Annotated in this window: 22 protein-coding genes; 10 read left to right on the top strand and 12 right to left on the bottom strand. The window is 71.6% G+C overall.

The window, feature by feature from the left end; genetic code table 11:
* Window positions 1–73: 73 nt before the first annotated feature.
* The 4 genes from ACBJ59_RS08240 to ACBJ59_RS08225 are packed head-to-tail and all read left to right on the top strand — an operon-like array spanning window position 74 to window position 5,986.
* The gene (locus tag ACBJ59_RS08240; protein WP_375110208.1) at window positions 74–1,609 is read left to right on the top strand and encodes an acyl-CoA carboxylase subunit beta; all 1,536 of its coding nucleotides are present in this window, start codon (window positions 74–76) and stop codon (window positions 1,607–1,609) included.
* Window positions 1,606–3,501 carry a biotin carboxylase N-terminal domain-containing protein gene (locus ACBJ59_RS08235; RefSeq protein ID WP_375109555.1) on the top strand — a complete coding sequence of 632 codons (1,896 nt, stop codon included), beginning with the start codon at window positions 1,606–1,608 and terminating at the stop codon, window positions 3,499–3,501. Before ACBJ59_RS08240 ends, ACBJ59_RS08235 begins: the two co-directional genes overlap by 4 nt.
* Window positions 3,498–4,277 (top strand): enoyl-CoA hydratase-related protein, encoded by a 780-nt coding sequence (locus tag ACBJ59_RS08230; RefSeq protein ID WP_375109554.1) that lies wholly within the window; start codon window positions 3,498–3,500, stop codon window positions 4,275–4,277. The genes ACBJ59_RS08235 and ACBJ59_RS08230 overlap by 4 nt, the downstream gene beginning before the upstream one ends.
* 2 nt (window positions 4,278–4,279) lie before the next feature.
* The gene (locus tag ACBJ59_RS08225; RefSeq protein WP_375109553.1) at window positions 4,280–5,986 is read left to right on the top strand and encodes an acyclic terpene utilization AtuA family protein; all 1,707 of its coding nucleotides are present in this window, start codon (window positions 4,280–4,282) and stop codon (window positions 5,984–5,986) included.
* On the opposite strand, the gene ACBJ59_RS08220 is transcribed toward ACBJ59_RS08225, so the two are convergent.
* A complete protein-coding gene (locus ACBJ59_RS08220) occupies window positions 5,942–6,850 on the bottom strand; it encodes an ROK family protein (protein ID WP_375109552.1) in 909 nt (302 codons plus the stop codon). The two genes, ACBJ59_RS08225 and ACBJ59_RS08220, sit on opposite strands and share 45 nt — an antisense overlap.
* A gap of 48 nt (window positions 6,851–6,898) precedes the next feature.
* On the opposite strand from ACBJ59_RS08220, the gene ACBJ59_RS08215 reads away from it, so the two are divergent.
* From ACBJ59_RS08215 to ACBJ59_RS08195, 5 genes are all read left to right on the top strand, one after another.
* The gene (locus ACBJ59_RS08215; RefSeq protein ID WP_375109551.1) at window positions 6,899–7,705 is read left to right on the top strand and encodes a GNAT family N-acetyltransferase; all 807 of its coding nucleotides are present in this window, start codon (window positions 6,899–6,901) and stop codon (window positions 7,703–7,705) included.
* 62 nt (window positions 7,706–7,767) lie between these two features.
* Entirely contained in the window at window positions 7,768–8,781 is a 1,014-nt protein-coding gene (locus tag ACBJ59_RS08210) for a phosphotransferase family protein (RefSeq protein WP_375109550.1), read from the top strand.
* 96 nt (window positions 8,782–8,877) lie between these two features.
* Window positions 8,878–9,138, top strand: a complete 261-nt coding sequence (locus ACBJ59_RS08205; protein WP_375109549.1) for a hypothetical protein — start codon at window positions 8,878–8,880, stop codon at window positions 9,136–9,138.
* 57 nt (window positions 9,139–9,195) lie between these two features.
* Window positions 9,196–10,047: a helix-turn-helix domain-containing protein gene (locus ACBJ59_RS08200; protein WP_375109548.1), complete on the top strand. Its 852-nt coding sequence runs from the start codon at window positions 9,196–9,198 to the stop codon at window positions 10,045–10,047.
* A 68-nt stretch (window positions 10,048–10,115) separates the two neighbouring features.
* Window positions 10,116–10,382, top strand: coding sequence for a hypothetical protein (locus tag ACBJ59_RS08195; RefSeq protein WP_364117601.1), 267 nt, complete (start codon window positions 10,116–10,118; stop codon window positions 10,380–10,382).
* A 10-nt stretch (window positions 10,383–10,392) separates the two neighbouring features.
* Here ACBJ59_RS08195 and ACBJ59_RS08190 read toward each other — a convergent pair whose 3' ends face one another.
* From ACBJ59_RS08190 to ACBJ59_RS08145, 10 genes are all read right to left on the bottom strand, one after another.
* Complete coding sequence (locus ACBJ59_RS08190; protein ID WP_375109547.1) at window positions 10,393–11,652, bottom strand: DUF1266 domain-containing protein; 1,260 nt, start codon at window positions 11,650–11,652, stop codon at window positions 10,393–10,395.
* 53 nt (window positions 11,653–11,705) lie between these two features.
* Window positions 11,706–12,668, bottom strand: coding sequence for an ABC transporter substrate-binding protein (locus tag ACBJ59_RS08185; protein WP_375109546.1), 963 nt, complete (start codon window positions 12,666–12,668; stop codon window positions 11,706–11,708).
* Window positions 12,669–12,687: 19 nt separating this feature from the next.
* Window positions 12,688–13,677, bottom strand: a complete 990-nt coding sequence (locus ACBJ59_RS08180; protein WP_375109545.1) for an ABC transporter permease — start codon at window positions 13,675–13,677, stop codon at window positions 12,688–12,690.
* On the bottom strand, window positions 13,674–14,555 hold the full coding sequence (locus tag ACBJ59_RS08175; RefSeq protein WP_375109544.1) for an ATP-binding cassette domain-containing protein: 882 nt from the start codon (window positions 14,553–14,555) through the stop codon (window positions 13,674–13,676). The genes ACBJ59_RS08180 and ACBJ59_RS08175 overlap by 4 nt, the downstream gene beginning before the upstream one ends.
* 157 nt (window positions 14,556–14,712) lie before the next feature.
* Complete coding sequence (locus tag ACBJ59_RS08170; RefSeq protein ID WP_375109543.1) at window positions 14,713–15,165, bottom strand: hypothetical protein; 453 nt, start codon at window positions 15,163–15,165, stop codon at window positions 14,713–14,715.
* Between the two features lie 259 nt (window positions 15,166–15,424).
* Window positions 15,425–17,728 (bottom strand): glycosyltransferase family 39 protein, encoded by a 2,304-nt coding sequence (locus ACBJ59_RS08165; RefSeq protein WP_375109542.1) that lies wholly within the window; start codon window positions 17,726–17,728, stop codon window positions 15,425–15,427.
* A complete protein-coding gene (locus ACBJ59_RS08160; protein WP_375109541.1) occupies window positions 17,725–18,924 on the bottom strand; it encodes a glycosyltransferase in 1,200 nt (399 codons plus the stop codon). Before ACBJ59_RS08160 ends, ACBJ59_RS08165 begins: the two co-directional genes overlap by 4 nt.
* A gap of 24 nt (window positions 18,925–18,948) precedes the next feature.
* A complete protein-coding gene (locus ACBJ59_RS08155) occupies window positions 18,949–20,346 on the bottom strand; it encodes an ATP-binding protein (RefSeq protein ID WP_375109540.1) in 1,398 nt (465 codons plus the stop codon).
* Window positions 20,343–21,041 carry a response regulator transcription factor gene (locus ACBJ59_RS08150; protein ID WP_375109539.1) on the bottom strand — a complete coding sequence of 233 codons (699 nt, stop codon included), beginning with the start codon at window positions 21,039–21,041 and terminating at the stop codon, window positions 20,343–20,345. Before ACBJ59_RS08150 ends, ACBJ59_RS08155 begins: the two co-directional genes overlap by 4 nt.
* A gap of 65 nt (window positions 21,042–21,106) precedes the next feature.
* The gene (locus tag ACBJ59_RS08145; RefSeq protein ID WP_375109538.1) at window positions 21,107–22,309 is read right to left on the bottom strand and encodes a cytochrome P450; all 1,203 of its coding nucleotides are present in this window, start codon (window positions 22,307–22,309) and stop codon (window positions 21,107–21,109) included.
* Between the two features lie 85 nt (window positions 22,310–22,394).
* On the opposite strand from ACBJ59_RS08145, the gene ACBJ59_RS08140 reads away from it, so the two are divergent.
* Complete coding sequence (locus ACBJ59_RS08140) at window positions 22,395–22,952, top strand: TetR/AcrR family transcriptional regulator (protein ID WP_375109537.1); 558 nt, start codon at window positions 22,395–22,397, stop codon at window positions 22,950–22,952.
* Here the strand turns inward: ACBJ59_RS08140 and ACBJ59_RS08135 are convergent.
* Window positions 22,949–24,454: a phytoene desaturase family protein gene (locus tag ACBJ59_RS08135; protein ID WP_375109536.1), complete on the bottom strand. Its 1,506-nt coding sequence runs from the start codon at window positions 24,452–24,454 to the stop codon at window positions 22,949–22,951. The genes ACBJ59_RS08140 and ACBJ59_RS08135 overlap by 4 nt on opposite strands.
* Window positions 24,455–24,637: the final 183 nt, after the last annotated feature.

Here is a 24,637-nt window from a genome sequence, read left to right as displayed (position 1 = left end):
GCGCTAGCGTGCTGACGTGATCAGGAGCAGGCTCGACACCGGGAGCGACGACTACCGGCTGCGCCGTGAGGCGATGCTGGCCAAGCTGGCCGAACTGCACGCCGAGCACGCCAAGGCGGTGGCCGGCGGCGGGGCGAAATACGTCGAGCGCCATCGCGCCCGCGGCAAGCTGCTGGCCAGGGAGCGGATCGAGCTGCTGGTCGACCCCGACTCCCCCTTTCTGGAGCTGTCGCCGCTGGCGGCCTGGGGCAGCGATTTCCCCGTGGGGGCGAGCGTGGTGTCCGGGATCGGGGTGATCGAGGGCGTCGAGTGCGTGATCACGGCGAACGACCCCACGGTCCGCGGCGGCGCCTCCAACCCGTGGTCGTTGCGGAAGTCCCTGCGGGCGTCGGACATCGCCCTGCGCAACCGGCTCCCGTACGTGAACCTGGTCGAGAGCGGCGGCGCGGACCTGCCGACGCAGAAGGAGATCTTCATCCCGGGCGGGCAGATCTTCCGGGACCTGACGAGGCTGTCGGCGGCGGGGGTCCCGACGGTGGCGCTGGTGTTCGGCAACTCCACGGCGGGCGGGGCCTACGTGCCCGGGATGAGCGACTACGTGGTGATGGTGCGGGATCGGGCCAAGGTGTTCCTGGGCGGCCCGCCGCTGGTCAGGATGGCGACCGGGGAGGAGTCGGACGACGAGTCGCTGGGCGGCGCGGAGATGCACGCCAGGGTCAGCGGCCTGGCCGACTACCTGGCCGAGGACGAGCACGACGCGCTGCGGATCGGGCGGCGGATCGTCGCCTCGCTCGGCTGGCGCAAGCTGGGCCGGCCGCCGGAGCCGGACGTGCGGGAGCCGGCGTATCCGGCCGACGAGCTGCTCGGGATCGTGCCGGAGGATCTCAAGGTGCCGTTCGACCCGCGGGAGGTGATCGCGCGGGTGGTGGACGGGAGCGAGTTCGAGGAGTTCAAGCCGGTCTACGGGGCCTCGCTGGTGACGGGGTGGGCGCGGATCCACGGCCATCCGGTGGGCGTGCTGGCCAACGCCCGCGGGGTGCTGTTCAGCGCGGAGTCGCAGAAGGCCACGCAGTTCATCCAGCTCGCGAACCAGTCGCGCACGCCGCTGGTGTTCCTGCAGAACACGACCGGCTACATGGTCGGCAAGGAATACGAGCAGGGCGGCATCATCAAGCACGGCGCGATGATGATCAACGCGGTGTCCAACTCGACCGTGCCGCATCTGACGGTGGTCATGGGGGCCTCGTACGGCGCGGGCAACTACGGCATGTGCGGCCGCGCGTACGACCCCCGCTTCCTGTTCAGCTGGCCGAGCGCCAAGTCGGCGGTGATGGGGCCGGCGCAGCTCGCCGGGGTGCTGTCCATCGTGGGGCGGGCGTCGGCGCAGGCGAGGGGGCAGGTGTACGACGAGGAGGCGGACGCGGCCATGCGGGCGATGGTGGAGGCCCAGATCGAGGCCGAGTCGCTGGCGTTCTTCCTGTCGGGCCGACTGTACGACGACGGGGTCATCGATCCCCGCGACACCCGTACGGTGCTGGGCATGTGCCTGTCGGCGATCAACAGCGCGCCGGTTCCCGAGGCGGCGGGATTCGGGGTGTTCCGGCCATGATCACCCGCCTGCTCGTCGCGAACCGGGGCGAGATCGCCCGCCGTGTCTTCCGTACGTGCCGGTCGCTCGGCATCTCGACGGTCGCCGTGTTCTCCGAGCCCGACGCCGGCGCGCCGCACGTGGCCGAGGCCGACCTGGCGGTGCGCCTGCCCGGCGCCCGCCCCGCCGACACCTACCTGGACGTCGAGCGCGTCCTGGCGGCCTGCCGGGCGAGCGGTGCGGACGCCGTGCATCCCGGCTACGGCTTCCTGTCCGAGAACGCGGACTTCGCCCGGGCCGTGCTGGCGGCCGGCCTGGTGTGGGTCGGGCCACCGCCCGAGGCCATCGCCGCCATGGGTGCCAAGGTCGGGGCGAAGCGGCTGATGGCGGAGGCCGGGGTGCCCGTGCTGCCCTCGCTCGACCTGTCCGATCCCGGGGAGTTCCCGCTGCTGGTGAAGGCGTCCGCGGGCGGGGGCGGGCGCGGGATGCGCGTGGTGCGCGGGCCCGGGGAGCTGGCGCGCGAGGTGGAGTCGGCGCGGCGGGAGGCGGAGGCGGCCTTCGGCGACGGCACGGTGTTCGCGGAGCCGCTGCTGGAGGGCGCCAGGCACGTGGAGGTCCAGGTGCTGGCCGACCGGCACGGCGCCGTGTGGGCGCTGGGCGAGCGCGAGTGCAGCGTGCAGCGGCGGCACCAGAAGGTGGTCGAGGAGTGCCCCTCGCCGGGGATCTCGGACGGTACGCGGGCGGTGCTGTACGACGCCGCCGTCAGGGCCGCCCGGAAGATCGGCTATGTCGGGGCCGGGACGGTGGAGTTCCTGGTCAAGGGGGACCGGGTGGCGTTCCTGGAGATGAACACCCGGCTCCAGGTCGAGCACCCGGTCACCGAGCTGGTCCACGGCGTCGACCTCGTACGCCTGCAGCTGGAGGTGGCCGACGGCGCGGCGCTGCCGCCGGACCCGCCCGCGCCCGCCGGGTGGGCGGTCGAGGCGCGGCTGTACGCGGAGGACGGGGAGCATCTGCCGCAGACGGGGGTGTTGCGGCGGTTCGAGATCCCGGGTGACGTACGCGTGGATTCGGGGGTGGAGTCCGGGTCGGTCGTGTCGCCGCACTACGACGCGATGCTGGCCAAGATCGTGGCGCACGGCTCGACGCGGGCGGAGGCGGTGCGGAAGCTGGTCATGGCGCTGCGGCGGGCGAAGCTCCACGGCCTCACGACAAACCGCGACTTACTGCTAAAAATCCTGACAAATCGGGATTTCATGGCGGGCGACACGCACACCGGCTTCCTCGACCCCGGCGGCCCCGTCCGCGGCGGCCCCGTCCGCGACGCCCACGAAACCGGCCCCGAAGCCCCCGACGAGCTCGCCGTGCTGGCGGCCGCGCTCGCCACCGCCGCCGCCAACCGCCGCCGCGCGCAGGTCCTGTCCGGCCTGCCCGCCGGCTGGCGCAACGTGCGCTCCCAGCCCCGCGTCGCCCGCTTCGTGGAGGCCGAGGTGGTCTACGACCCGCTCCCGGAGGGGGTCTCGGTCGTCAGCGCGGAACCGTACGCGGTGGTCCTGGAGCGCGGCGGCGTCCGGCGTACGTTCGAGGTGGCCTCCTACCCGGACGGAAAGGTCCACGTCGACCACGCCGAGGGCCGCGCGGAGCTCACCCCGCTCCCCCGCCTGCCCGAACCCGCCGAACACCTCGCCCCCGGCTCCCTCCTCGCCCCCATGCCGGGTAGCGTGCTGCGGGTCGAGGTGGAGCCCGGCGACCGGGTGACCAAGGGCCAGGCGGTCCTCGTCCTCGAGGCGATGAAGATGGAGCACCGGATCACCGCCCCGGCCGACGGCGTGGTGTCCGGCGTACACGTGGAGAAGGGCCAGCAGGTCGACGCGGGAGCCGTGCTGGCGATCATCCAGGAGGGGGACCTATGACAAGCCTGGTGCACCAGGACCTCGCGGGAGGCGTCGCGACGATCACGCTCGACTCGCCGCCCAACCGCAACGCGCTGTCCGTACGCCTGCTCGGCGAGCTGGCCGACCGGCTCGGCTGGGCGCTGGCCGAGCCGGAGGCCAGGGTGATCGTGCTGACCGCCACGGGCACGGTGTTCTGCTCCGGGGCCGACATCAAGGAGCAGCGCGCCTCGGAGGGCCGGCCGGGGGCGCCGGTGACGGCGTCGTTCCCGGAGATCCTGGAGCTGCTCTGGGAGAGCCCGAAGCCGGTCATCTGCCGCCTCAACGGCACCGCGCGGGCGGGCGGGCTGGGGCTGGTGGCCGCGTGCGACTTCGCGATCGCGCCGCTGACGGCGTCGTTCGCGTTCACGGAAGTACGCCTCGGGGTCGCGCCCGCCATGATCTCCGTGCCGGTGCTCAGGAGGCTGGGCGCGCGCGCGGCGGCCGAATACTTCCTGACCGGCGAGGTGTTCGACGCCGCGCGGGCGGCGGAGATCGGGCTGCTGTCGAAGGCCGTGCCGGAGGACGAGCTGGACGCTACCGTCGCCCGCTACGCCGGGATGCTGATGAAGGGCGGGCCGGAGGCCCTGGCGATCACGAAGCGGCTGGTCAGGGAGGTTCCCGGGGTGTCGTTCCAGGAGGGGCTGCGGCGGATGACCGAGCTGTCGGCCGAGCGCTTCACCTCGGAGGAGGGCCAGGAGGGCATCGCGGCCTACATGGAGAAGCGGCCGCCCAAGTGGGTCCCGCCGCAGGTCTGATCATGGTCCTGCGCGTCGCGAACTGCAGCGGCTTCTACGGTGACCGCCTCTCCGCCGCCAAGGAGATGGTCGAGGGCGGGCCGATCGACGTGCTGACCGGGGACTGGCTGGCCGAGCTGACGATGCTCATCCTGGCGGGGAACCGCCTCAAGGGCCGCCCCGGCTACGCCCCGACGTTCCTGCGCCAGCTGGAGGACGTCCTGGGCCCCTGCCTCGACAAAGGCATCAAGATCGTGACCAATGCCGGCGGCCTGGACCCGGAGGGCTGCGCGGAGGCCGTGCACGAGCTGGCCGCCCGCCTGGGCCTGTCCCCCGCCGTCGCCCACGTCACCGGCGACGACCTCACCGGCCGCCCGCTCGACCTGGTCAACGCCGACACGGGCGAGCGCCTCACGGCCACGCCCCTGACCGCGAACGCCTACCTCGGGGGCCGCCCGATCGCGGCCGCGCTGTCGGCGGGCGCGGACGTGGTGGTGACCGGCCGCGTGACGGACGCGGCCCTGGTGACGGGTCCCGGCATCTGGCGGTACGGCTGGGGGCCGGACGACCTCGACCCGCTGGCGGGCTCGGTGGTGGCCGGCCACGTCATCGAGTGCGGCTGCCAGGCCACGGGCGGCAACTACGCGTTCTTCCAGGACGTACCGGACCTCGCGCACTGCGGCTTCCCCCTCGCCGAGCTGCGCGCGGACGGCTCGGCGGTGATCACCAAGCATCCCGGCACGGGCGGCCTGGTCTCGGTCGGCACGGTCACGGCTCAGCTCGTGTACGAGCTGGGCGGCCCGCGCTACCTGGGCCCCGACGTGGTGGCCAGGTTCGACACGATCACGCTGTCGGACGACGGGCCCGACCGGGTGCTGATCTCGGGCGTGCGGGGCGAGCCGCCGCCCGACACGCTCAAGGTGGCCGTCAACTACCTGGGCGGCTACCGGAACACGATGACGCTCGTGCTGACCGGCCTGGACGTGGCGGAGAAGGCGCGGGTGGCGGAGGAGGCGATCTGGGCGCGGATCCCCCGCGAGTCGTTCGACCAGGTGGACGTGACGCTCACGGAGTCGGGCCTGCTGCGGATCACGGTCATGGACGCCGACCCGCGCCGGGCCGGCCGCGCCTTCTCCTCGGCCGTGGTGGAGACGGGCCTGGCCAGCTACCCGGGCTTCTACGGCCTCACGCCGCCGGGCGACGCCTCGCCGTACGGGGTGTACTGGCCGGTCCTGGTGCCCGCCTCAGAGGTCCGCCCCCGGGTGTTCCTGAACGGCCGCGAGCTCCCCGGCACCGGCCCCGCCACCACCGGCGCGCCCGTACCCGGCGCCCCCGCACCCCCTGACCGGGCGGCCGACCCCGGCGCCCCGGAGGCTGTTCCCTCCCCGGCGGGCGATGTCGTGCGCGTCCCTCTGGGCCGCATCGCCGGGGCCCGCTCGGGCGACAAGGGCGGCACCGCCAACCTCGGCGTGTGGACCGACACCCGGGCCCGCTACGACTGGCTGGCCGCCCACCTCACCTCGGACGCCCTCAAACAGCTCCTCCCGGCCCTGAAGGACCACCACATCGACCGCCACGACCTGCCCAACCTCAAGGCGCTCAACTTCGTCGTGCACGGCCTCCTGGGCAGGGGCGTGGCGGCCAGCCCGCGCATGGACCCCCAGGCGAAGGCCCTGGGCGAGGAGCTACGCGCCCGGCCCGTCGACCTCCCGGCGGCCCTCCTCCCCTGACACGGCCCGCCACCCCAGCAGCCCGGCCCCCCGCAGCCCGGCGAGCACCCCCAGCTCCGACACCCGCACCTCGGGCGCCGGCCGGAACCCGAGCCGCGCCGCCAGCCGCTCCCGCAGCGGCCCGACCAGCGCGTCCCCCGCCAGCGACACCCCGCCGCCCACCACGATGGCGGCGGGGTCCAGCACCAGCGTGTACGTCGCCAGCGCCAGGGCGAGCGCCTCCACCGCCTCCCCCCACACCTCCACGGCCCGGGGATCCCCCGAGGCGGCCAGCCGCACCACCTCCTCGGCCGAGCCCACCCCGCAGCGCGCCGCGACGGCCGAGCCGGACGCGTACGCCGCCAGGCACCCCCGCTGCCCGCACCCGCAGGGCAGCCCGTCCGGCCGCACCGGCACGTGCCCGATCTGCCCGGCCCAGCCGCCCGCACCCCCGTACAGCGCCCCGGACAGCACCACGGCGCCCGCGATCCCCGTGCCGATGGGCAGGTACAGCACGTCCTTCCCGCCCGCCCCGTACGCCAGCTCAGCCTCTCCCGCGGACCGCACGTCATGTCCCAGCGCGACCGGCAGGTCCACGTCCGTGAACGCGGCGGCGGGCACGTCGTGCCACCCGAACGCGGCGGAGAAGACGGCGTGCGTCGGCGTGACCAGCCCCGGCACCGCCAGCCCCACGGCCAGCGGCCGGGCGCCGCCGCGCGGCCGGGCGAGGTCGGCGACGAAGGCGGAGACCGCGGCGATCACCCGATCCGGGCCTTCGGCCCGGGGTGTGGGCCGCCGGTCAAAATCCAGGATTGTCCCATCGCGGGCGATATATCCGCCTTTCATGGTGGTGCCGCCCAAATCAATCGCGGCCACGTAATCCATCCGGATATCCTCCACCCGCACGAGCCCTCGGCACGCAGAAGGACACGCATGACCGTACGCCGACTCACCCTCGACGACCTCGACGACTGCTCCCGCCTGGCCAAGGACCGCGGCTGGCTGCCGGAGCGGCACAAGTGGCGCCTGCTGTTCGAGATCGGCGAGGTGTACGGAATGGACGCCCCCGACGGCGACGGCCTGGCCGCCACGAACATCCTGACCCGCTACGGCGACGACCACGCGGTGATCAGCATGGTCCTGACCGCCTCCAGGTTCGGCAGGCAGGGCCTGGCCCGGCGGCTCATGGAGCACGTGCTGGAGCAGGCGGGCGGGCGCACGGTCTCGCTGTACGCCACCGAGCACGGCCGCCCCCTGTACGAGCGGCTCGGCTTCCGTGTCGTCGGCCGGGCGGCCAAGCACACCGGCGTCTTCAAAGGCGAGCCGTCGGGCCGGACCCGCCCGGCGACGGAGGCGGACCTCGGCCGGATCCTGGAGCTCGACGCCGAGCTGTTCGGCACGGACCGGTCGGCGGCGCTGCGGCGGATGTTCGGCTTCGGGGAGCAGGTGCGCATCGCCGAGGGCGGCTTCGGCCAGTGCTGGCGCAACGACGACAACACGGTCATCGGCCCGGTCGTGGCCAGGGACGAGGAGACCGCCCGCGCCCTGATCGGCGACCTGGCGCTGCACGCGGGCGGCGAGGTGCGCATGGATCTCGACCTGGCCAAGGCCGGCCTGGTCGGGTGGGCGGGCGAGCACGGCATCGGGAGCCCGTGGGAGGTCTCGATGATGGTGCGCGGCGGCGAGCTGCCCGGCGACCGCTCCTGCCAGTTCCTGCCGTACATGCAGGCGCTGGGTTGACCGTGCGCGCGGCGCTCTCGTAGGGTCGGCTACCAGAATATCGTTCTGTCGAAGGGCGGTACATGACCTCCACCCACATCGACGTCGGCGCCATCGACTTCGACGCGCTGGGCGCGTGGATGGACGACCAGGGGCTGCCCGGGGGCCCGATCAGCGGCACCGCGCCGGTCCTGGGCGGCACGCAGAACGTCATGGTCCGCTTCGAGCGCGCCGGCCGCCCGTACATCCTGCGCCGGCCCCCCATGCACACCCGGCAGAAGAGCAACGAGGTGCTGCGCCGCGAGGCGCGGGTGCTCGCGGTGCTGCGCGACACGCCCGTCGCCGCGCCCCGGCTGGTGGCCGCGCAGACCGCGCGGGAGCCGGTGTTCTACCTGATGGAGCCGGTGGCCGGGTTCAACCCCTCGACGGGGCTGCCGGAGCCGCACGCCTCCGACCCGGCGATCAGGCACCGGATGGGGCTGGAGGCCGCGGCGGCGCTGGCCGAGCTGGGGCGGGTCGATCCGGGGCTGCTGCCGGGGTTCGGCCGGCCCGAGGGGTTCCTGGAGCGGCAGGTGCCGCGCTGGCTGAAAGAGCTCGACTCGTACGCGCAGTTCGACGGCTATCCCGGCCCCGACATCCCCGGGCTGCCCGAGACGGCCGACTGGCTCGCCCGCCACCTGCCCCGCACGTTCACCCCGGGCGTCATGCACGGCGACTACCACTTCTCCAACCTCATGTTCGCGTGCGACGGCCCGCGCGTGGCCGCGATCGTGGACTGGGAGATGTGCACGGTCGGCGACCCGCTGCTCGACCTCGGCTGGCTGCTGGCCACCTGGACCATCAACAACACCCACGTGCCGGGGCTGCCGGCGCCGCAGGAGATCGTCTCGTACTACGCGGCGCTGTCGGAGCGGGACCTGTCGGCGATCGACTGGTACGCGGTCATGGCCTGCTTCAAGCTCGGCATCGTGCTCGAGGGCACCCACGCGCGGGCGTTCGCCGGAAAGGCACCGCGGGACATCGGGGATCTTCTGCACGCGACGACGTTGGGATTGTTCGAGCGGGCGCGGGAGTTCATGGACGGTTCACTCGGCTGACCGCCTCCCATCACGATTTCCGGAAAAACGATCTCACCGTTATCCCCGGGACGTACAATTGCGCGCAATTGCATCTGTTCTCGGGGAAGGATCGTCATGCGTATGCGGTTCCTCGGCTCCACCTCGGAGGCGGGCGCCTGCCCCACCTTGTACGAGACCGACCGCGGCACCATCGTCGTCCAAGGTCTGCAAGTCACCGACGCGGAGGCCCTCGCGGACCTGCGCGACGTGCTCGACGGCGAGACCGCGGTCGAGGTGCCCCGCGAGCTCATCACCGAAATCGCCCGCCGCGTCCTTCCCGAGGGCGCGGCAAACGCTTACCCGACCGGCGGAGGAACACCGACGGCTACCAGTTGATCACAATTGCGGCGGGCCCTGGCATGATCGGCTCCCGCAGGTCTAGCCTCTTGCGGCGTGACGTCCTTTCAGCAGGCGCGCATCGACCTCGGCAGCCAGCTACGTCAGCTGCGCGAGGCCGCCCATCTGTCGGGCAAGGAGCTGGCCGAGCGGCTGCGCTGGCAGCCGTCCAAGGTCTCGCGCCTGGAGAACGCCCGGCAGACCGCTACCGAGGATGACGTGGTCGTGTGGGCGCAGGCCGTCGGCGCCTCGCCCGACACGACCGACGAACTGATCAGGCAGTCGATCGCGCTGCTGGAGCGGCACGACGACTGGAAACAGCGCCACCGCAGCGGCCTGGCGGCGATCCAGGAGGACGTGCGCGACCTGGAGGCGCGCACGAAGCTCTTCCGCGTCTTCGAGCCGGGCATCATCGTGGGCCTGCTGCAGACCTCCGAATACGCCCGGCACGTGTTCCGCAAGGTCAAGCGGCTCTACAGCGCCGCCGACCAGATCGACGCGGCGGTGCGGGTGCGGATGCAGCGCCAGGAGATCCTGTACGACCGGACGCGGACGTTCAGGTTCGTGGTGACCGAGGCGGCGTTGCGCACGTCCCTGGCTCCGCCCGAGGTGATGCGCGGCCAGCTCGACCGCCTGCTCGCGGTGAGCACGCTGCCGAACGTGGAGTTCGGGGTGATCCCGTTCGGCACCGAGCTGCCGGCCAACCCGATCAACGGGTTCTGGATCTACAACGAGGCCATGGTGGCCGTCGCCACGATGACGAAGGACCTGATCCTGCGCGACCCCGATGACATCGCCTTCTACGTGCGGGCCTTCGACGATTACGCCAAGGTGGCCGAGTTCGAGGAAACCGGGCGGGAGGTCATCATCGACATTCTTCACGAATACCGGAAACAAACTCCACATTAACCGCAGCAATTGCTTGCCTCCCACCGCAAGATCGTGCAATTCTGTGCGAGACGTTGCGGAGGTGACGCATGATGCTTGATACCGCGCTCTGCCTCGAGCGGTTCGCGTGGCACGCGGGTCGGCACGCCGACCTGTCGGTCCATCGCCTCGCGCTGTCGAGCGACCCCGCCTACGTGTCGGTCCGCAATCGCTTCTCGGCCACCCTCGCGGAGACCGTGACCTGCTCCGACGAGGGCGCCTTCATCACGTCGTGGGGCTACCGCCTGGGCACCACGGAGGACGTCGAGTCCGCCGCCGCCCGCCTCGCCTTCCTCCTGGCCGCGCTGCCCGCCTGAGCGGGTGGCGTCACGGTGTCCTGAAGGGGATGTTGAGCCAGGGGCTGTTCGGGTCGGTCGTCAGGATCCGATGGGCGTCGAGCATCTCGCCGTACCAGTCACCGAACTCCTCCTCGTCGAAGTGGAGGCAGCGCCCCAGGATGTAGGCGGCCGAGAAGTCCTCCCAGGACCGGTAGTTGATCCGGCTGACCCGTCCGGCGTGCAGCACGGCCCGCTCGGCCTCCTCCAGGCTGCAGTAGCGGGCGCCGAGTCCCCAGCGGGCCATCTTCGAGGCCCGCCCGTAGTCCCACGCCTCCACCGACTGGACGAACCTGCCCTCGGCGAGCAGCCCGTCCGCACGGAACCGCGCCTCATATCGGGTGATGCGTCCGATGAGCCGTTGCGCCCCGGCGACCTGGGCCTCCGCCTCGGCGTCGCCGAGGGGGCCGAACCCGGCAGCGTCCTCGCTCAGGCGACTCCTAAGGACGCGGGAGGTCACGTTCCGCCAGTGGTCCACCTCGACCACGCCGCCGAAGTCGCGGGCCAGGGTCTGGCGGACGCCCAGCACGAACTCCCAGACCGGGCTGCTCATCCGGCCGCCGAGAAGGGCCTCCTGCGCGCTCTGCCACCCTTCCCGGCCGGTGATGTCCCACCACTCCCGCAGACGCCTCCGCTCCCGGACGTAGCCGGTGCCGTGCCAGCCCATCGCGTTCCAGAGGGAGCCGTTGCTGACGCACAGGAGCGCTCCGCAGGCGAGCCCGTGAGCCACCGGGCCGTGGAGCGGGCCTCCGGACCAGAGGGTCCGCAGCTGGTTGCGGCGGGGATACGTCGCCCGCTCGGCGTGCCGGCGCCAGGCCTGCCGATGGGCGGCGGTCGCGGGGAAGAACGCCTCACAGGGGGTGCCGGGGTTGATCGCCAGCCACTCGTCGTCCTGCGGCCAATCCTGCACGAGTTGCGCCAGATCGGTCAGGAAGAAGACCGGGTCGGGCACGGGCGCCGGGAGCATCCCGTCGGTGAAGAACGCGAGGCACCTGGCGCCGTGCCGGAGGCCCCAGTGGGCGGCGTTGAAACGGATCCAGCCGGGCTTCGCGTCGGCCTGGGCGCGCGTCATCGCGTGATAGAGGTTCGCGGTGGCGAGGACGTCGAAGTACGCGGCCCAGTCGCCGTGCGTCTTGGCGTCGTACAGACGGTGTTCGATCTCGGTGGGCGCCCGCCAGGGAGGGGCGGGTGCCGCCGCTCCTCCCTTGAGTGGTGCACCCTGGTCCGTAGTGAGATCATGCCCCGTCCCCATGCCGCCGTAGATTACCGGCGTTCCCCCTCACCCGGTGGCCACGGGCGCCGTCGCTAGCAGCCCGCCTTGTAGAGCACCTTCTGCACCTCGGGCTGATCCACGTTGTCCGCGGTGACGATCGTGGCCTCGGTCGGGATCGACGGCGTCACCTGCTGCCCCCGCACCGCCGCGACCGCCTGCTCGACCCCCTTGGCCCCGATGTCCCCGGGGAGCTGCGCGATCAGGGCCTGCACGACGCCGTCCTTGAGCTGCTTGACCTGCGCCGGCCCCGCGTCGAAGCCCACCATCTTGACCTGCCCGAGCTTGCCGGCCTGCTGGAGCGCCGAGCCCGCCCCGGTGGCCGAGTTGAGGTTCGCGGCGAAGATGCCGGCCAGGTCGGGATCCTTGGCCAGGGCCGCGTTCACGATCCTGGACGCCTCACCGACGTCGTTGTGCGAGTACTGGACGCCAAGGGAGGACATGCCTGGATGGCTCGCCTTGATCTCGTCCTCGAACCCCTTGATCCGCGCGTCCACGGTGCTGACCCCCGGATCGGTGGAGATCACCAGCACCTTTCCCTTGCCCCCGATCTGCTCCGACAGCGCCTTGGCCGCCGCCGCGCCGCCCTTGAGGTTGTCGGTGCTGATCCTCGACAGGCCGATGCTCTGGTCCTCGACCACCGTGTCCACCAGGATGATCTTGATGTTCTGCTGCTTGGCCTGGGTCAGCGGCGCGATCATGGCCTTGACGTCGGTCGGCGCGATGAGCAGGGCGTCCGGGCGCCCCGCCACGACCGAGTTCACGATCGGCGTCTGCAACGTGGGGTCGAACTTCTGCGGCCCCTGCACGTCCAGCGCCACGCCCAGCTCCTTGGCCTTGGCCCGCGCCCCGCACGCCATGGTCTCGTAGAACTCCTCCCCCGCCAGCCCCTGCACGAGCGCCACCCTGACCTGGCCGGAACCACCACCGCCCCCGTCACCGCCGCACGCGGTGATCATCAACAGCGCTCCTCCGAGAACGGCCATGGCCTTGCGCATGGTGGTGCCTCCTTGATTCCTACTGGTCGCGGGCCCTGCGCCTCCACTGGTCCACGTAGACGGCGGCGACGAGCACGGCGCCCACCACCACCTGCTGCCAGAACGGCCGTACACCGAGGATCTGGAAGCCGTTCTGGAGCACGACGGGGATGAACACGCCGATGACCGTACCGGCCACCGTGCCGACCCCGCCGAACAGGGAGGTGCCGCCGATCACCACCGCCGCGATGGCCTGGAGGTTGTCGGTGGAGTGCGCGGACACGCCGGTGATGCCGTACTTGGCCAGCGACAGGTGCCCCGCCAGCCCGGCCAGCAGCCCGGCCAGGCCGTACACCTTGATCAGATGCCGCCGCACGGCCACGCCGCCGCGCCGGGCGGCCTCGGCGTTGGAGCCGATGGCGTACGTGTGGCGCCCGAACCTGGTGTACGCGAGCGCCAGGGCGAGGACGGCGGTGATCGCCGCGCAGATCCACACGATCAGCGGCACCCCGAGCCACCGCGCCAGCCCCAGCCCCAGATTGAGCTCACCCGGCGCCCGCAGATCCACTCCCCCGGTCAGCAGCAGCGCCCCGCCCAGCGACATCCCCAGAGTCCCCAGCGTCACGATCAGCGCCGGAATCCGCCCCAGCGCGACGAGCACCCCGTTCACCACCCCCCACCCCAGCCCGGCCGCCAGCGCCCCCAGAGCCCCCAGCAGCAGCGACCCCGTCCCCTCGACCACCTTCACCGCCACCACGGCGGAGAACACCAGCACACCGCCCACCGACAGATCGATCCCCGCCGTAATGATCACGAACGTCATCCCGGTGGCCAGCAACAGCAGGATGGCAGCGTCACTCGCCAGGTTGAGCAGATTGAACGAGGTGGGGAACGACCGCGGCGCCAGCACGGAGAACGCGACGACCAGCGCGACCAGCACCAGCCCGATCCACACGACCTGCAACTCCCCCAACCGCCGCACGCCCGCCCCACCGGCCACCTGCCCCCGAACCCCCACCGCCCGCCTCACGCCCGCCCCTCCAGCCCCGTGGAGCCGAGCCCGTCCTGCCCCGTCGAGCCGAGCCCACCCTGCCCCGGGACGGCGGGCCCATCCTGCCGCGTCGAGCCGAGCCCTTCCTGCCGCTCATCACCGGCCTGCTGCTCGACCGCCCCGGTCATCGCCCCGACCAGTTCCTCCATCGACACCCGCGCGGTCTCGAACCGGGCCACCCGCCGCCCCAGCCGCAGCACCTCCACCCGATCGGACACCGCCATCACATCCGGCATGTTGTGACTGATCAGCACCACCGACACACCCGCGTCCCGCACACCGCGGATGAGATCGAGCACCCGCCGCGTCTGCACCACGCCCAGCGCCGCCGTCGGCTCGTCCATGAACACCACCCGCCGCGCCCACGTCACGGCCCGCGCCACGGCGACCCCCTGCCGCTGCCCACCCGACAAGGTGGACACCGGCGCCCCCTGAGACGCCAACCGCACACCGAGCCGCTCACACGCCTCCCGCGTCTCCCGCCGCATCCCCGCGTTGTCCAGCACCCCGAACCACCCGAGCAGCCCCGGCTTGAGCCGCTCCCTCCCCAGAAAGAAATTGGCCGCCGGACTGAGATCAGCGCACAACGCCAGATCCTGATAAACGGTCTCGATCCCGATCCTCCGGGCATCCTCCACCGCCCTGAACACCACGGCCTCGCCATCGAACTCGATCGTCCCGCCATCCGGCCGCTCCACCCCGGACAGGATCTTCGCCAGCGTCGACTTGCCGGCCCCGTTGTCCCCGATCAACGCGACGACCTCGCCCACGCCCAGGCTGAAGTCCGCCCCGCGGAGCGCCTCGACCTGGCCGTAGCTCTTCACGATCCCGCGGGCGTCGATCAACGGTCCGGCCATACGACCATCAAGAAACGCCCTGACATCGTTGTCAACCCAAACCGGCCACCAACTGTCTTCGCGCCACGCGGATTCGCACCACGGACCGGAAGTCCCGCGAGAAACGGAAGGGCGGGTCCGCCTGATGTGCGGGCCCGCCCTAACTGAAGGGGTCTGGTCAGTTGACGTCGAGCTTGCGCTGGATGGCGATGAGGATGTGCATCATCTCCGTGTGACCCTCTTGCAGCCCATCGACCTTGGCGTCCAGCCTGTCGACTTTGACCTCGAGGTTGTCGACCTTGGTCTCCAGAACGCCGACCCTGCCGTCGAGGAGCTTGACCTGCTCGGCCACCCCGTCGATCCGCTCGTTGAGCTGGGTGGCCACCCCGTCGATCCGCTCGTTGAGCTGGGCGGCCACCCCGTCGATCCGCTCGTTGAGCTGGGCGGCCACCCCGTCGATTCGCGCGTTGAGCTGGGCGGCCACCCCGTCGATTCGCGCGTTGAGCTGGGTGGCCACGCTGTCGATCCGTCCGTTGAGCTGCTCGCCCATGGCGATCTGGTCTGCGCGGAGCCGGACGAACTCGTTTTCCACCGCCGTGCAAACCTGGAGGCCGATTTCCTTGAAGCTCAAGATGATCTCCCTTACCGTGAGGGTAAGGGACCGGGGATGGTGAGAATCTCCGGTCCCGCTTCTTTGCCTAGAGAATACGCCTCCAGACATTGGCAGGCGACCCTGATCGAAAAAAGATTCCCCTGGTCAGGGGCTATTTAGGATCATAAATTCGGACGAATCTCCCTATAAATAGGCGAAGAATTTTCGCTGTTATACCCGACAGTATCCACTCTTCAACAACGATGGGCGGGGCACCGTCATGGCGCCCCGTCCTCGCCTATTTTGCGCAGTCGTAGAGCCCATCCTGACCGTCCACCGCCGTGCAGTTCTCCTGGACCCAGCTCGTCACCTCGGTATTGCCCCGCCCCGGGCCGCCGCCGCTGCCGCTGATGTCCGACATGACGAACCGCAGCTGGCCCGAGGAGACCAGGGACCGCAGTCGGACCACGGTCATGGCGGGGTCGCTGCCGGTGAAGCCGCCCATGGCGATGACGGGCTCGTGGGTGGACAGGATCAGCCCGGACGCCTGCTGAGCGCTGTTCACCGCGACCAGCCACGTGGCGTTGCCCTGGTTGGCCACCAGATATTTGGCCGTCGCGTCGCTGACGCCGCCGCCGGGGCCGCCGCGGCCCGTGAAGCCGGACCGGCCGCCGCCTGGTTGTTGCGCGGTGCTCGGCTGTCCGTTCTGGCTGTTGCCACGTTGTTCCGCGGCGCCCGAGTCGCCGGGTTGGATCGTGCCGTTCGGCTGGGCGGTGCCGTTCGGCTGTGTCGTGCCGTTCGGCTGTGTCGTGCCGTTCGGCTGTGTCGTGCCGTTCGGCTGGGCGGTGTCGTTCGGCTGGGGGCTCCGGTCGCCAGGGAGCTGGGCGCCGCCGGGCATTCCCCCTGGGCGCCCGAAGCCCGTTCCGCCGCCCGTCGAGGGGCCGGCGGTCGGGTTGGAGCCGTTGATCTGCGACTGCAGCGGCGTCACCGCGTACGCCGCCGGCCCGGCGAGGCAGGCGACCACGGCGGCGGCCAGTGCGATCGCCGCCACCCGCAGCGTCACCTGTGCCCGCAACCGAGCCAGTACGAGCACCACCACGGCCACCAGGGTCGCCCCGAGCACGACCCAGGCCAGCCACGGCACCCACTCCGGCGTACGGCGCAGCACCACGAACGACCACACCCCCGTCACGGCCACCGCCGGCGGCAGCACCCAGCCCCAAGCCCGAGACCCCCGGTACGCCCGCCACATCACCACCGCCCCCATCCCGCACAACGCCGCCACCGCCGGAGCCATGGCCGTGGTGTAGTACGGGTGGAAGGTTCCGCTGGAGAAGCTGAATACCGCGTAGTGGACGACCAGCCAGCCGCCCCACACCAGCCAGGCCGCCCCGGAGGGCCCGCTGAAGGGCAGCCGCCGCAGCCGGACGAGGACCGCGAAGGCCAGCGCCACCACGCAGAACGGCAGCAGCCACGAGATCTGCCCGGCCAGGATGTCGTTGAACAGCCGCCCGGCCCCCGACTCACCGCCGAAGCCGCCGAAGCCGCCGCCTCCACCTCCCCCGAAGCCGCCGTTGCCCCGGCTCTGGCCGAAGATGCGACCGAGCCCGTTGTAGCCGATCACCAGGTCCCGGACGGTGTTGTCGGTGGACCCGCCGATGTACGGCCGGGAGTCCTCGGGCCACAGGTCGGCGATGACCATCCACCAGGCGCTCGACACCACCAGCACGACCCCGGCCGCCAGCAGGCGCCCCACCCGCCGCGGCCACGTCCCCCGGGCGCACACCAGGTACGCGAGCGCGAACGCCGGCACCACCAGGTACGCCTGCAACATCTTGGCGTTGAACCCCAGCCCCACGAAGAAGGCCGCCAGCAGCAGCGACCGCAGCCGCCCGGTCCGCAGCGCCTCCAGGCAGAACCAGGCCGCCAGTGCCAGGAGGAGGACGAGGACGGTGTCGGGGTTGTTGTCCCGGTTGATGGCCACGGTGATCGGGGTGAGGGTCATGACGACGGCCGCGATGAGGGCTCCAATGTGGGCCATGTGTCCTCCGGCCGCCACCCGGCTTCCAGCCGCTACCGGGCCTTCAGGGGTGCCCGAAGTGGCGAAGGTGCCCGAAGTGGCGAAGGTGGCCGAAGTGGCGGTGGTGGAGGTGGTGGAGGTGGTGGAGGTGGCTGAGGGGTCAGCCGTACGTGCGGCGGAGAAGGACCGGCGGACCGCCGAGTGGACCAGCCCCACCGCAGCCACCCCCGCCAGGGCCTGCGGCAGCAGCATGCTCCACGTCCCGTACCCGAAGATCCGCGCCGACAGCCCCATCACCCACAGCGCCAGCGGCGGCTTGTCCACGGTGATGAAGGACCCGGCGTCGATGGCGCCGAAGAAGAACGCCTTCCAGCTCTGCGTCCCGGACAGGACGGCGGCCGCGTAGTACTCGTTGGCGTCGCCGCTCAGCCCCCACGCGTACAGGACGAACGCCGCCGCCAGCACCCCCCACAGGGCGGGGCGCGACCAGCGCGGGTCGGACGCGGCGCCCAGGAACACGCGGGCGGCCAGGCCGCGCGTGGCGGTGGCTCGGTGGCCGGCCCGCGTCGCGGTGACGGTCATCGGGTGGCCTTCCTGTTGGGGTTGACGACGGCCTTCCTCTTGGGGTTGAAGACCCAGACGCGCAGCAGCAGGAACCGTACGAGCGTGGCGGCCGCGTTCGCGACGATGACCGCGACCAGCTCCACCCCGTGCGAGACCCCGGCGGGCAGCAGCGACAGGCTCCCGGAGGTCAGCACGAGCCCGACCAGGAACGCGATCAGCCCCTCGAACTGGTGCCGCATCGCCCCGCCCGGGCCCCTGACGCCGAAGGTGAAGCGGCGGTTCGCGGCGGTGTTGGCCACGGCCGTGACCAGCAGCGCGACCGCGTTGGCCGCCAGCGCCGGGACGACCTGGCGCAGCAGGGAGTACAGCAGCAGGTACGCCAGCGTGCTGATCACCCCCACGATCGCGAACCGGGGCAGCTGCCGCGCCATCCCCTTCGGCAGCTCGGCCCGCGAGACCCGGGCGGGGACGGGGATGCGCGCCGCGCCGGCCAGCGTCCTGCGCCCCACCCTCGCCAGGCCGCGCAGGTCGTCCAGCGCGGTCCGCACGATGTCCACCCGGCTGTCCGGATCGTCCACCCAGTCGACGGGCACCTCGTGGATGCGCAGCCCGTGGCGCTCGGCCAGGAGCAGCAGCTCGGTGTCGAAGAACCACTGCTCGTCCTCGACACCGGGCAGCAGGGCCTGGGCGATCTCCGTACGGACGGCCTTGAAGCCGCACTGCGCGTCCGAGAACCCGGCGCCCATGCCGAGGCGGAGCAGCAGGTTGTACGAGCGGGAGATGAACTCGCGCTTGGGGCCCCGCTCCACCCGCGACGCCCTGGCCAGCCGGGTGCCGATGGCCAGATCGCTGTGGCCCGACAGCAGCGGCGCCACCAGCGGCAGGAACGCGTCCAGGTCGGTCGACAGGTCCACGTCCATGTAGCTGACGACGTCGGCCTCGCTGCGCGACCAGACCCGGCGCAGTGCCCGCCCGCGCCCCTTCTCGTCGAGGCGCACGGCCCGTACGTGGGGCAGCTCCCTGGCCAGCTCGGTGGCCAGCTGCCAGGTGTTGTCGGTGCTGGCGTTGTCGGCGATCGTGATGCGGAAGCCGTAGGGGAAGTTCCCGGTGAGGTACGTCTGCAGCCGGGTGACGCCGGCCCTCAGCGCCCGCTGCTCGTTGTGGACCGGGACGACCACCTCGACCAGGCGTGTCCGCACTGCTGTTGTCTCCATGCAGTAAGGACACTTTTTGGGTCTTTAAGGTGACTTATCCGTTTCTGAGCTACGGATGAGAGTTCCCGGCAGCTCCATGGTCGCGATGGCGCCACCACCTGGGGCGTTGGCCAGCCGCACCGTACCGCCGGCCTCCGCGACGGCCTGCGCCACGATCGCCAGCCCCAGACCGGAACCCGGCAGGCCACGGGCCGACGGCGAGCGCCAGAACCGCTCGAAGACGTGCGGCAGCTCCTCCTCGGGCAACCCGGGACCGTGGTCGCGGACCGTCAGGCGGCCGTCGCTCAGCCGCACCTCCACCTGGCCGCCGGGGCTGAACTTGGCGGCGTTGTCGATGAGGTTGAGCACGGCGCGTTCGAGCGAGGTGGCGCTGCCCACGACGTACCAGGGCGTGAGGTCGATGGTGACCTCGGCGCCGCGCAACCTGGCCCGCTCGACGGCGGCGGTGACCACCTCGTGGAAGGCCAGCTCGACGTGCGGCTCGTGGTCGGCGTCGCCCCGGGCCAGCTGGAGCAGGTCGGCGACGAGCGTGGACAGCTCGGCGAACTGGGCCTTCACGTTGACCAGCAGGCGCTCCTTGGCGCCCGGGTCGAGGCTGCGGCCGGTCTGCTCGCTGCGCAGCAGCAGGTCGATGTTGGTGCGCAGGGTCGTGAGCGGGGTGCGCAGCTCGTGTCCGGCGTCGGCGACGAGCTGCTGCTGGCGCTCGCGCGAGCCGGCCAGGGCGGCGGTCATGGCGTTGAAGGAGGAGGACAGGCGGGCGATCTCGTCGGTCCCCGTGACGGGGATGCGCGTGTCGAGGTCCTCGGTCTGCGCGATGTGCTCGACCGCCCTGGTCAGGTCGCCGACGGGGCGCAGGGCGGAGCGGGAGATGGCGAGCCCGGCCATGGCCGCGCCGAGGACACCGAGCACGGTGATGCCCACCAGCGTGAGGCCGGCGATCCGCATCGTGCGCTGGATGTACCCGAAGGGCCTGGCTTCCATGACCGCGACGCCGGGTCTGAAGTTGATCGTCACCACGCGGACGTACTTGCCGTCACGCGTGGTGCCGTAGCGGTAGACCGGTTCACAGGGCTCGAAGGCCTGCGCGTCCTGGTGGTAGTCGGGCACGATCGGAGAGTGGCCGAGCGAGCAGGTGGTCCCGTCGGCGAACAACAACGTCGCCAGGCCGTCGGCGAACGGGCCCCGCGTGCCCTCCGGCGTGCAGTTGCGCTCCAGGAACTCCTTGTCGCCCTGCTTCAGGGACTCCAGGATGCTCTGGTCGAAGTTGCCCCGGAGCCGGTCCTGCAGGATGAAGTAGGACGCGCCGGCACACGTCGCGATGGCCACCGCCACGGCCACCGTGACCAGGAGCGTCAGCCGCGTCCGCAGGCTGCCGCGTCTGGCCAGGGCCGTGAGGCGAGCCCGCCAGGCGCCGCCGCTCACTGCGTGGCCCGGAGCACATAACCCACCCCGCGCACGGTGTGGATCACTCGCGGCTCGCCCCCGGCCTCGGTCTTGCGCCGCAGGTACATCACGTAGACGTCGAGCGAGTTGGATGTCGGCTCGAAGTCGAAGCCCCACACCTCGCTCAGGATCTGGTCCCTGGTCAAGACCTGGCGCGGGTGCGCGAGGAACAGCTCCATCAGCAGGTATTCGGTCCTGGTCAGGTCGAGCCGGCGCTCGCCGCGCGTGACCTCCCTGGTGGCCGGGTCCATGCGCAGGTCACCGTACGAGAGCGAGTCGCCCTCGGGGGTGCCCGCGCTGAGCGCGCCCCGCCGCAGCAGGGCCCGCACCCTGGCCAGCAGCTCGTCCAGCTCGAACGGCTTGACCAGGTAGTCGTCGGCCCCGGCGTCGAGCCCCGACACCCGGTCCCCGACCGCGTCGCGGGCGGTGAGCATGAGGACGGGGACGTGGTTGCCCGACGCGCGCAGCCTGCGGCAGGCGGTCAGCCCGTCGAGCCGCGGCATCATGACGTCGAGCAGCACGGCGTCGTAGGGCTCCGCCGCCACGGCGGCCAGCGCCTCCTGCCCGTCGTCGGCCGTGACGACCTTGTAGCCCTCGAACTCCAGGCTCGACTGCAGCGCCTCGCGCAACGCGGGCTCGTCGTCAACCACCAGCAACCGTGCGGGCTCACTCATGCTTACAAACGCTAGGGCTTCATCATGAAAACGTGATGAGGGACCTCACTCGGGTTTCGTGAGGATCACCACATGACGGGCATCGCTTTGAGCCCGAAGATGGCCCCATCGTACTTGGCCGGCAGCTCCTCGTCGGCCATCGTGACCCGCAGGCCGGGGACCCGCTCGAACAGCGTGCGCAGCGCGATCTCCAGCTCCGCCCGCGCCAGGTTCTGGCCCAGGCACTGGTGGACGCCGTACCCGAAGGCGACGTGGTGGCGAGCGCCGCGCTCGACGTCGAACGCGTCGGGCCGCTCGAACGCGCGCTCGTCCCTGTTGGCGGAGGCGCCGAGCACGAAGATGCCCTCGCCCTTCCTGACGAGCTGCCCGCCGATCTCCTGGTCCTCGGTGGCCACGCGGTCGAACGCCACCCAGTCCACCACCGAGTGGTAGCGCAGCAGCTCCTCGACCGCCGCCGGCCAGCCGCCGGGGTTCGCGCGCAGGGCGGCGAGCTGGTCCGGGTGGCGCAGGAGGGTGAGCGCGGCCAGCGGGATCATGTTGGCGGTCGTCTCGTGACCGGCGACGAGCAGCAGGAACATCACCCCGACGAGCTCGTCGCGGGTGAGCTGCCCGCCGGCGATCAGGCGGCCCAGCAGGTCGTCGCCGGGGGCGGCCGTGGCCGTGGTGACCAGGTCGTCGAGGAAGCTCCTGATCTCGAACATGGCGGCGTGCCGCGCCTGCGGGTCCGACGCGGGGTCGATCATCGTACGGGTACGCGACTGGAAGAACTCGCGGTCGGCGTACGGGACCCCGAGGAGCTGGCAGATGACCAGCGAGGGCAGGGCCAGCCCGTACGCCGCCACCAGGTCCGCCTCCCGGCCCTGGGCCAGCATGTCATCGATGAGCCGGTCCGCGAGCCGCTGGATCCCCGGACGCAGGTCCCTGACGCGCCTGACCGTGAACTCGGGGATGAGCAGCCGGCGGAACCTGCCGTGCTCGGGCGGGTCGAGGTCGATGAAGTGGCCGATCGCGAACTGCTCGTACGCGGCGGCCTCCTCGGGCGTCGGGGGGTCGGGGCTGAAGGCGGCGTTCGGATGGCCGGGGGTGGCCGGGCTCGTGCTGATGCCCGCGCCGGCCAGGACCTGCTTGGCCTCGGCGTGGCGGGTGACGAGCCACACGTCGCCGCCGGGGAGCGAGGCCCGTACGAGCGGGGCCTGCTCGCGCATCCGCTCGTACTCGGGCGGCGGCGCGAACGGGCACGTGCGCTGGACAGGGAAGGTCTGAGCCATAGTCTGCTCCCTACAAGCCGGATCGCATTGCTTACTTACGTGAAAGTAAGCAATGGAGAGGCCGGTCGTCAAGTGAAGGAGTGGAATGGCCGGGCGGCGGACGGACACACGAGAGCGGATCCAGCAGGTGGCGCTGGAGCTGTTCGCCGAGCGGGGATACGACAAGACCACGCTGCAGGAGGTGGCGGAGCGGCTGGAGATCACCAGGCCGGCGCTCTACTACCACTTCCGGACGAAGGAGGCGATCCTCGCCAGCGTGGTCGAGCGGCTGGGCGAGTCGATCGACGAGCTGGTGGCGTGGGCCAGGGAGCAGCCGAAGACGGCGGAGGCCCGGCTCGAGATCCTGCGGCGGATCTCGGGGCTGCTGGCGGATCAGTGGCGGCCGCTGTTCAGGTTCGCGCAGGTGAACCAGGGGGCCATGCGGGAGAACCCGGCCGGCGAACGGCTGCAGAGCGGGATGCTCAGCATGTTGTCGCTGCTGAGCGTGCCGGGGGCGGACGCGGTCAAGCAGTTCGAGGCCAGGCTGGCCGTGCTCGCGGTGATACTCGGGAGCATGCCGCTCCTTTTCGACCTGGAACTGGGCGACGCGGAGCGGGCCGAGGTGGCGATGGAGGTGGCCACCAAGCTCATAGCGGACGATTAACGGCCGAGCACGGCCATCGCGGCATTGTGGCCGCCGATTCCGCTGACGCCGCCGCCCCTGCGGGCGCCCGCGCCGCACATGAGGATGCGTTCGTGCTCGGTTTCCACGCCCCAGCCGCCTTTTTCCGCGTACGGCCAGCTCAAGTCGGTGTGGAAGATGTGGCCGCCGGGGAGGCCGGCGTCCCGTTCGAGGTCGACCGGGGTTTTGGCCTCGACGCACGGGGTGCCGTCGGGGGCGGCGAGGAGGCATTCCTCGATGGGTTCGGCCAGGACCGCGTTGATGGAGGCGAAGGTGGCGTCCAGCGCCATTTTCCGGGCTTTCTCTTGGTTTTTCCGGAAAAGTCGGGCGGGCATGTGCAGGCCGAACAGCGTCATCGTCTCGGCCCGGCCCCTCAGCTCGGGGCCGAGAATGGACGGGTCGGTCAGTGAATGGCAATAGACCTCGGCGGGCGGCAATTCCGGAATTTCCCCCCGGTCTGCCTGCGCGTACGCGGTGGCGAGCTGGTCGCGCCCCTCGTTGATGTGGAACGTACCGCTGAAGGCCGCCCTCGGGTCCACGGACGTGTCCTTCAGCCGGGGCAGCCGCGTGAGCACCATGTTGACCTTGAGCTGCGCGCCCTCCGGCGTCGCCACGGGCCGGCCCAGCAGCCGGTCGAGCACGGCGGGCGGCAGGTTGACCAGCACGTGGCGGCCGTTCACCGTGTGCTCGCCGTCCTCCGCCACGTACGTGACCTCACCGGACGGCGCGATGCCGACGATCTCGGCGCCGGTCCTGATCTCGGCGCCCGCCCGCCTGGCCGCCGCCTCCAGCGCGCCCGAGACCGCGCCCATGCCGCCAACGGGGACGTTCCACTCGCCGGTGCCGTCGCCGATCACGTGGTAGAGGAAGCACCGGTTGGCCAGCAGGTCGGTGGCCGGGTCGGCGAACGTGCCGATCAGCGCGTCGGTGAGCACGACCCCGCGCACGAGGTCGTCGCGGAACCGCTCGGCCACCGTCTCGCCGATCGGCTGCGCGAACAGGTCGCGCCACGCCTGCGGACCGACCAGCCGCTCGACCTCGGCCTGGGTGGGAAGGGGTTGGAGGAGGGTGGGGGCCAGGGCCTGCGCCACCTCGGCGGTCATGGCGTAGAAGCGCCGCCACGCCTCGCGGTCGGCCTCGCCGCCCGTCACGCTCCGGAACGAGGCCGCCGTACGCAGGTCGTCCTCGTTGTCGACGAGCAGGCCGGTGTCGCCCTTGGGGGTGTAGGAGGCGTAGCGGCGGCGGCGCAGCTCCAGGTCGAGGCCCAGGTCGCGGACGATCCTGGTGGGGAGGAGGCTGACGAGGTAGGAGTAGCGCGAAAGGCGCACGTCGACGCCGGGGAACGCCCGGGCGGAGATCGCCAGGCCGCCCACGTGGGCGTACCGCTCCAGCACCAGCACCCGCCGTCCGGCCCCGGCCAGGTACGCCGCCGCGACCAGCCCGTTGTGCCCGCCTCCGGCCACCACCACGTCATACGTTCCCACCCTTCGCACCCTACGACCCACCCCACCCTCGCCACCAGGGCGGGGCGGATCAGACGCCATGGCCAGGGCGGCGGCTCGAGGGGCGGCGGCTCAGCGCGCGGCGGGTCAGCGCGCGGCGGGTCAGCGCGGCGGGGTCAGGGGCGGGGGCGGGTGGGTCCGGGGCGGGGTCAGGGGGAGGCGGGT

The organism is Nonomuraea sp. MTCD27, assembly GCF_041950495.1.
In the GTDB taxonomy this organism is placed as follows: Bacteria; Actinomycetota; Actinomycetes; order Streptosporangiales; family Streptosporangiaceae; genus Nonomuraea.
This window is presented reverse-complemented; position numbering and strand designations above follow the sequence as displayed.

Excerpts from the sequence above, each read along its gene's own strand:
- ACBJ59_RS08230 (WP_375109554.1), top strand. The coding sequence starts at position 3,498 with ATGACAAGCCTGGTGCACCAGGACCTCGCGGGAGGCGTCGCGACGATC.
- ACBJ59_RS08225 (WP_375109553.1), top strand. The coding sequence starts at position 4,280 with ATGGTCCTGCGCGTCGCGAACTGCAGCGGCTTCTACGGTGACCGCCTC.
- ACBJ59_RS08220 (WP_375109552.1), bottom strand. The coding sequence starts at position 6,850 with ATGGATTACGTGGCCGCGATTGATTTGGGCGGCACCACCATGAAAGGC.
- ACBJ59_RS08175 (WP_375109544.1), bottom strand. The coding sequence starts at position 14,555 with ATGGCCGGACCGTTGATCGACGCCCGCGGGATCGTGAAGAGCTACGGC.
- ACBJ59_RS08160 (WP_375109541.1), bottom strand. The coding sequence starts at position 18,924 with ATGGAGACAACAGCAGTGCGGACACGCCTGGTCGAGGTGGTCGTCCCG.
- ACBJ59_RS08190 (WP_375109547.1), bottom strand. The coding sequence starts at position 11,652 with ATGGGGACGGGGCATGATCTCACTACGGACCAGGGTGCACCACTCAAG.
- ACBJ59_RS08195 (WP_364117601.1), top strand. The coding sequence starts at position 10,116 with ATGATGCTTGATACCGCGCTCTGCCTCGAGCGGTTCGCGTGGCACGCG.
- ACBJ59_RS08150 (WP_375109539.1), bottom strand. The coding sequence starts at position 21,041 with ATGAGTGAGCCCGCACGGTTGCTGGTGGTTGACGACGAGCCCGCGTTG.
- ACBJ59_RS08165 (WP_375109542.1), bottom strand. The coding sequence starts at position 17,728 with ATGACCGTCACCGCGACGCGGGCCGGCCACCGAGCCACCGCCACGCGC.
- ACBJ59_RS08140 (WP_375109537.1), top strand. The coding sequence starts at position 22,395 with ATGGCCGGGCGGCGGACGGACACACGAGAGCGGATCCAGCAGGTGGCG.
- ACBJ59_RS08215 (WP_375109551.1), top strand. The coding sequence starts at position 6,899 with ATGACCGTACGCCGACTCACCCTCGACGACCTCGACGACTGCTCCCGC.
- ACBJ59_RS08240 (WP_375110208.1), top strand. The coding sequence starts at position 74 with ATGCTGGCCAAGCTGGCCGAACTGCACGCCGAGCACGCCAAGGCGGTG.
- ACBJ59_RS08235 (WP_375109555.1), top strand. The coding sequence starts at position 1,606 with ATGATCACCCGCCTGCTCGTCGCGAACCGGGGCGAGATCGCCCGCCGT.
- ACBJ59_RS08210 (WP_375109550.1), top strand. The coding sequence starts at position 7,768 with ATGACCTCCACCCACATCGACGTCGGCGCCATCGACTTCGACGCGCTG.
- ACBJ59_RS08205 (WP_375109549.1), top strand. The coding sequence starts at position 8,878 with ATGCGTATGCGGTTCCTCGGCTCCACCTCGGAGGCGGGCGCCTGCCCC.
- ACBJ59_RS08185 (WP_375109546.1), bottom strand. The coding sequence starts at position 12,668 with ATGCGCAAGGCCATGGCCGTTCTCGGAGGAGCGCTGTTGATGATCACC.
- ACBJ59_RS08145 (WP_375109538.1), bottom strand. The coding sequence starts at position 22,309 with ATGGCTCAGACCTTCCCTGTCCAGCGCACGTGCCCGTTCGCGCCGCCG.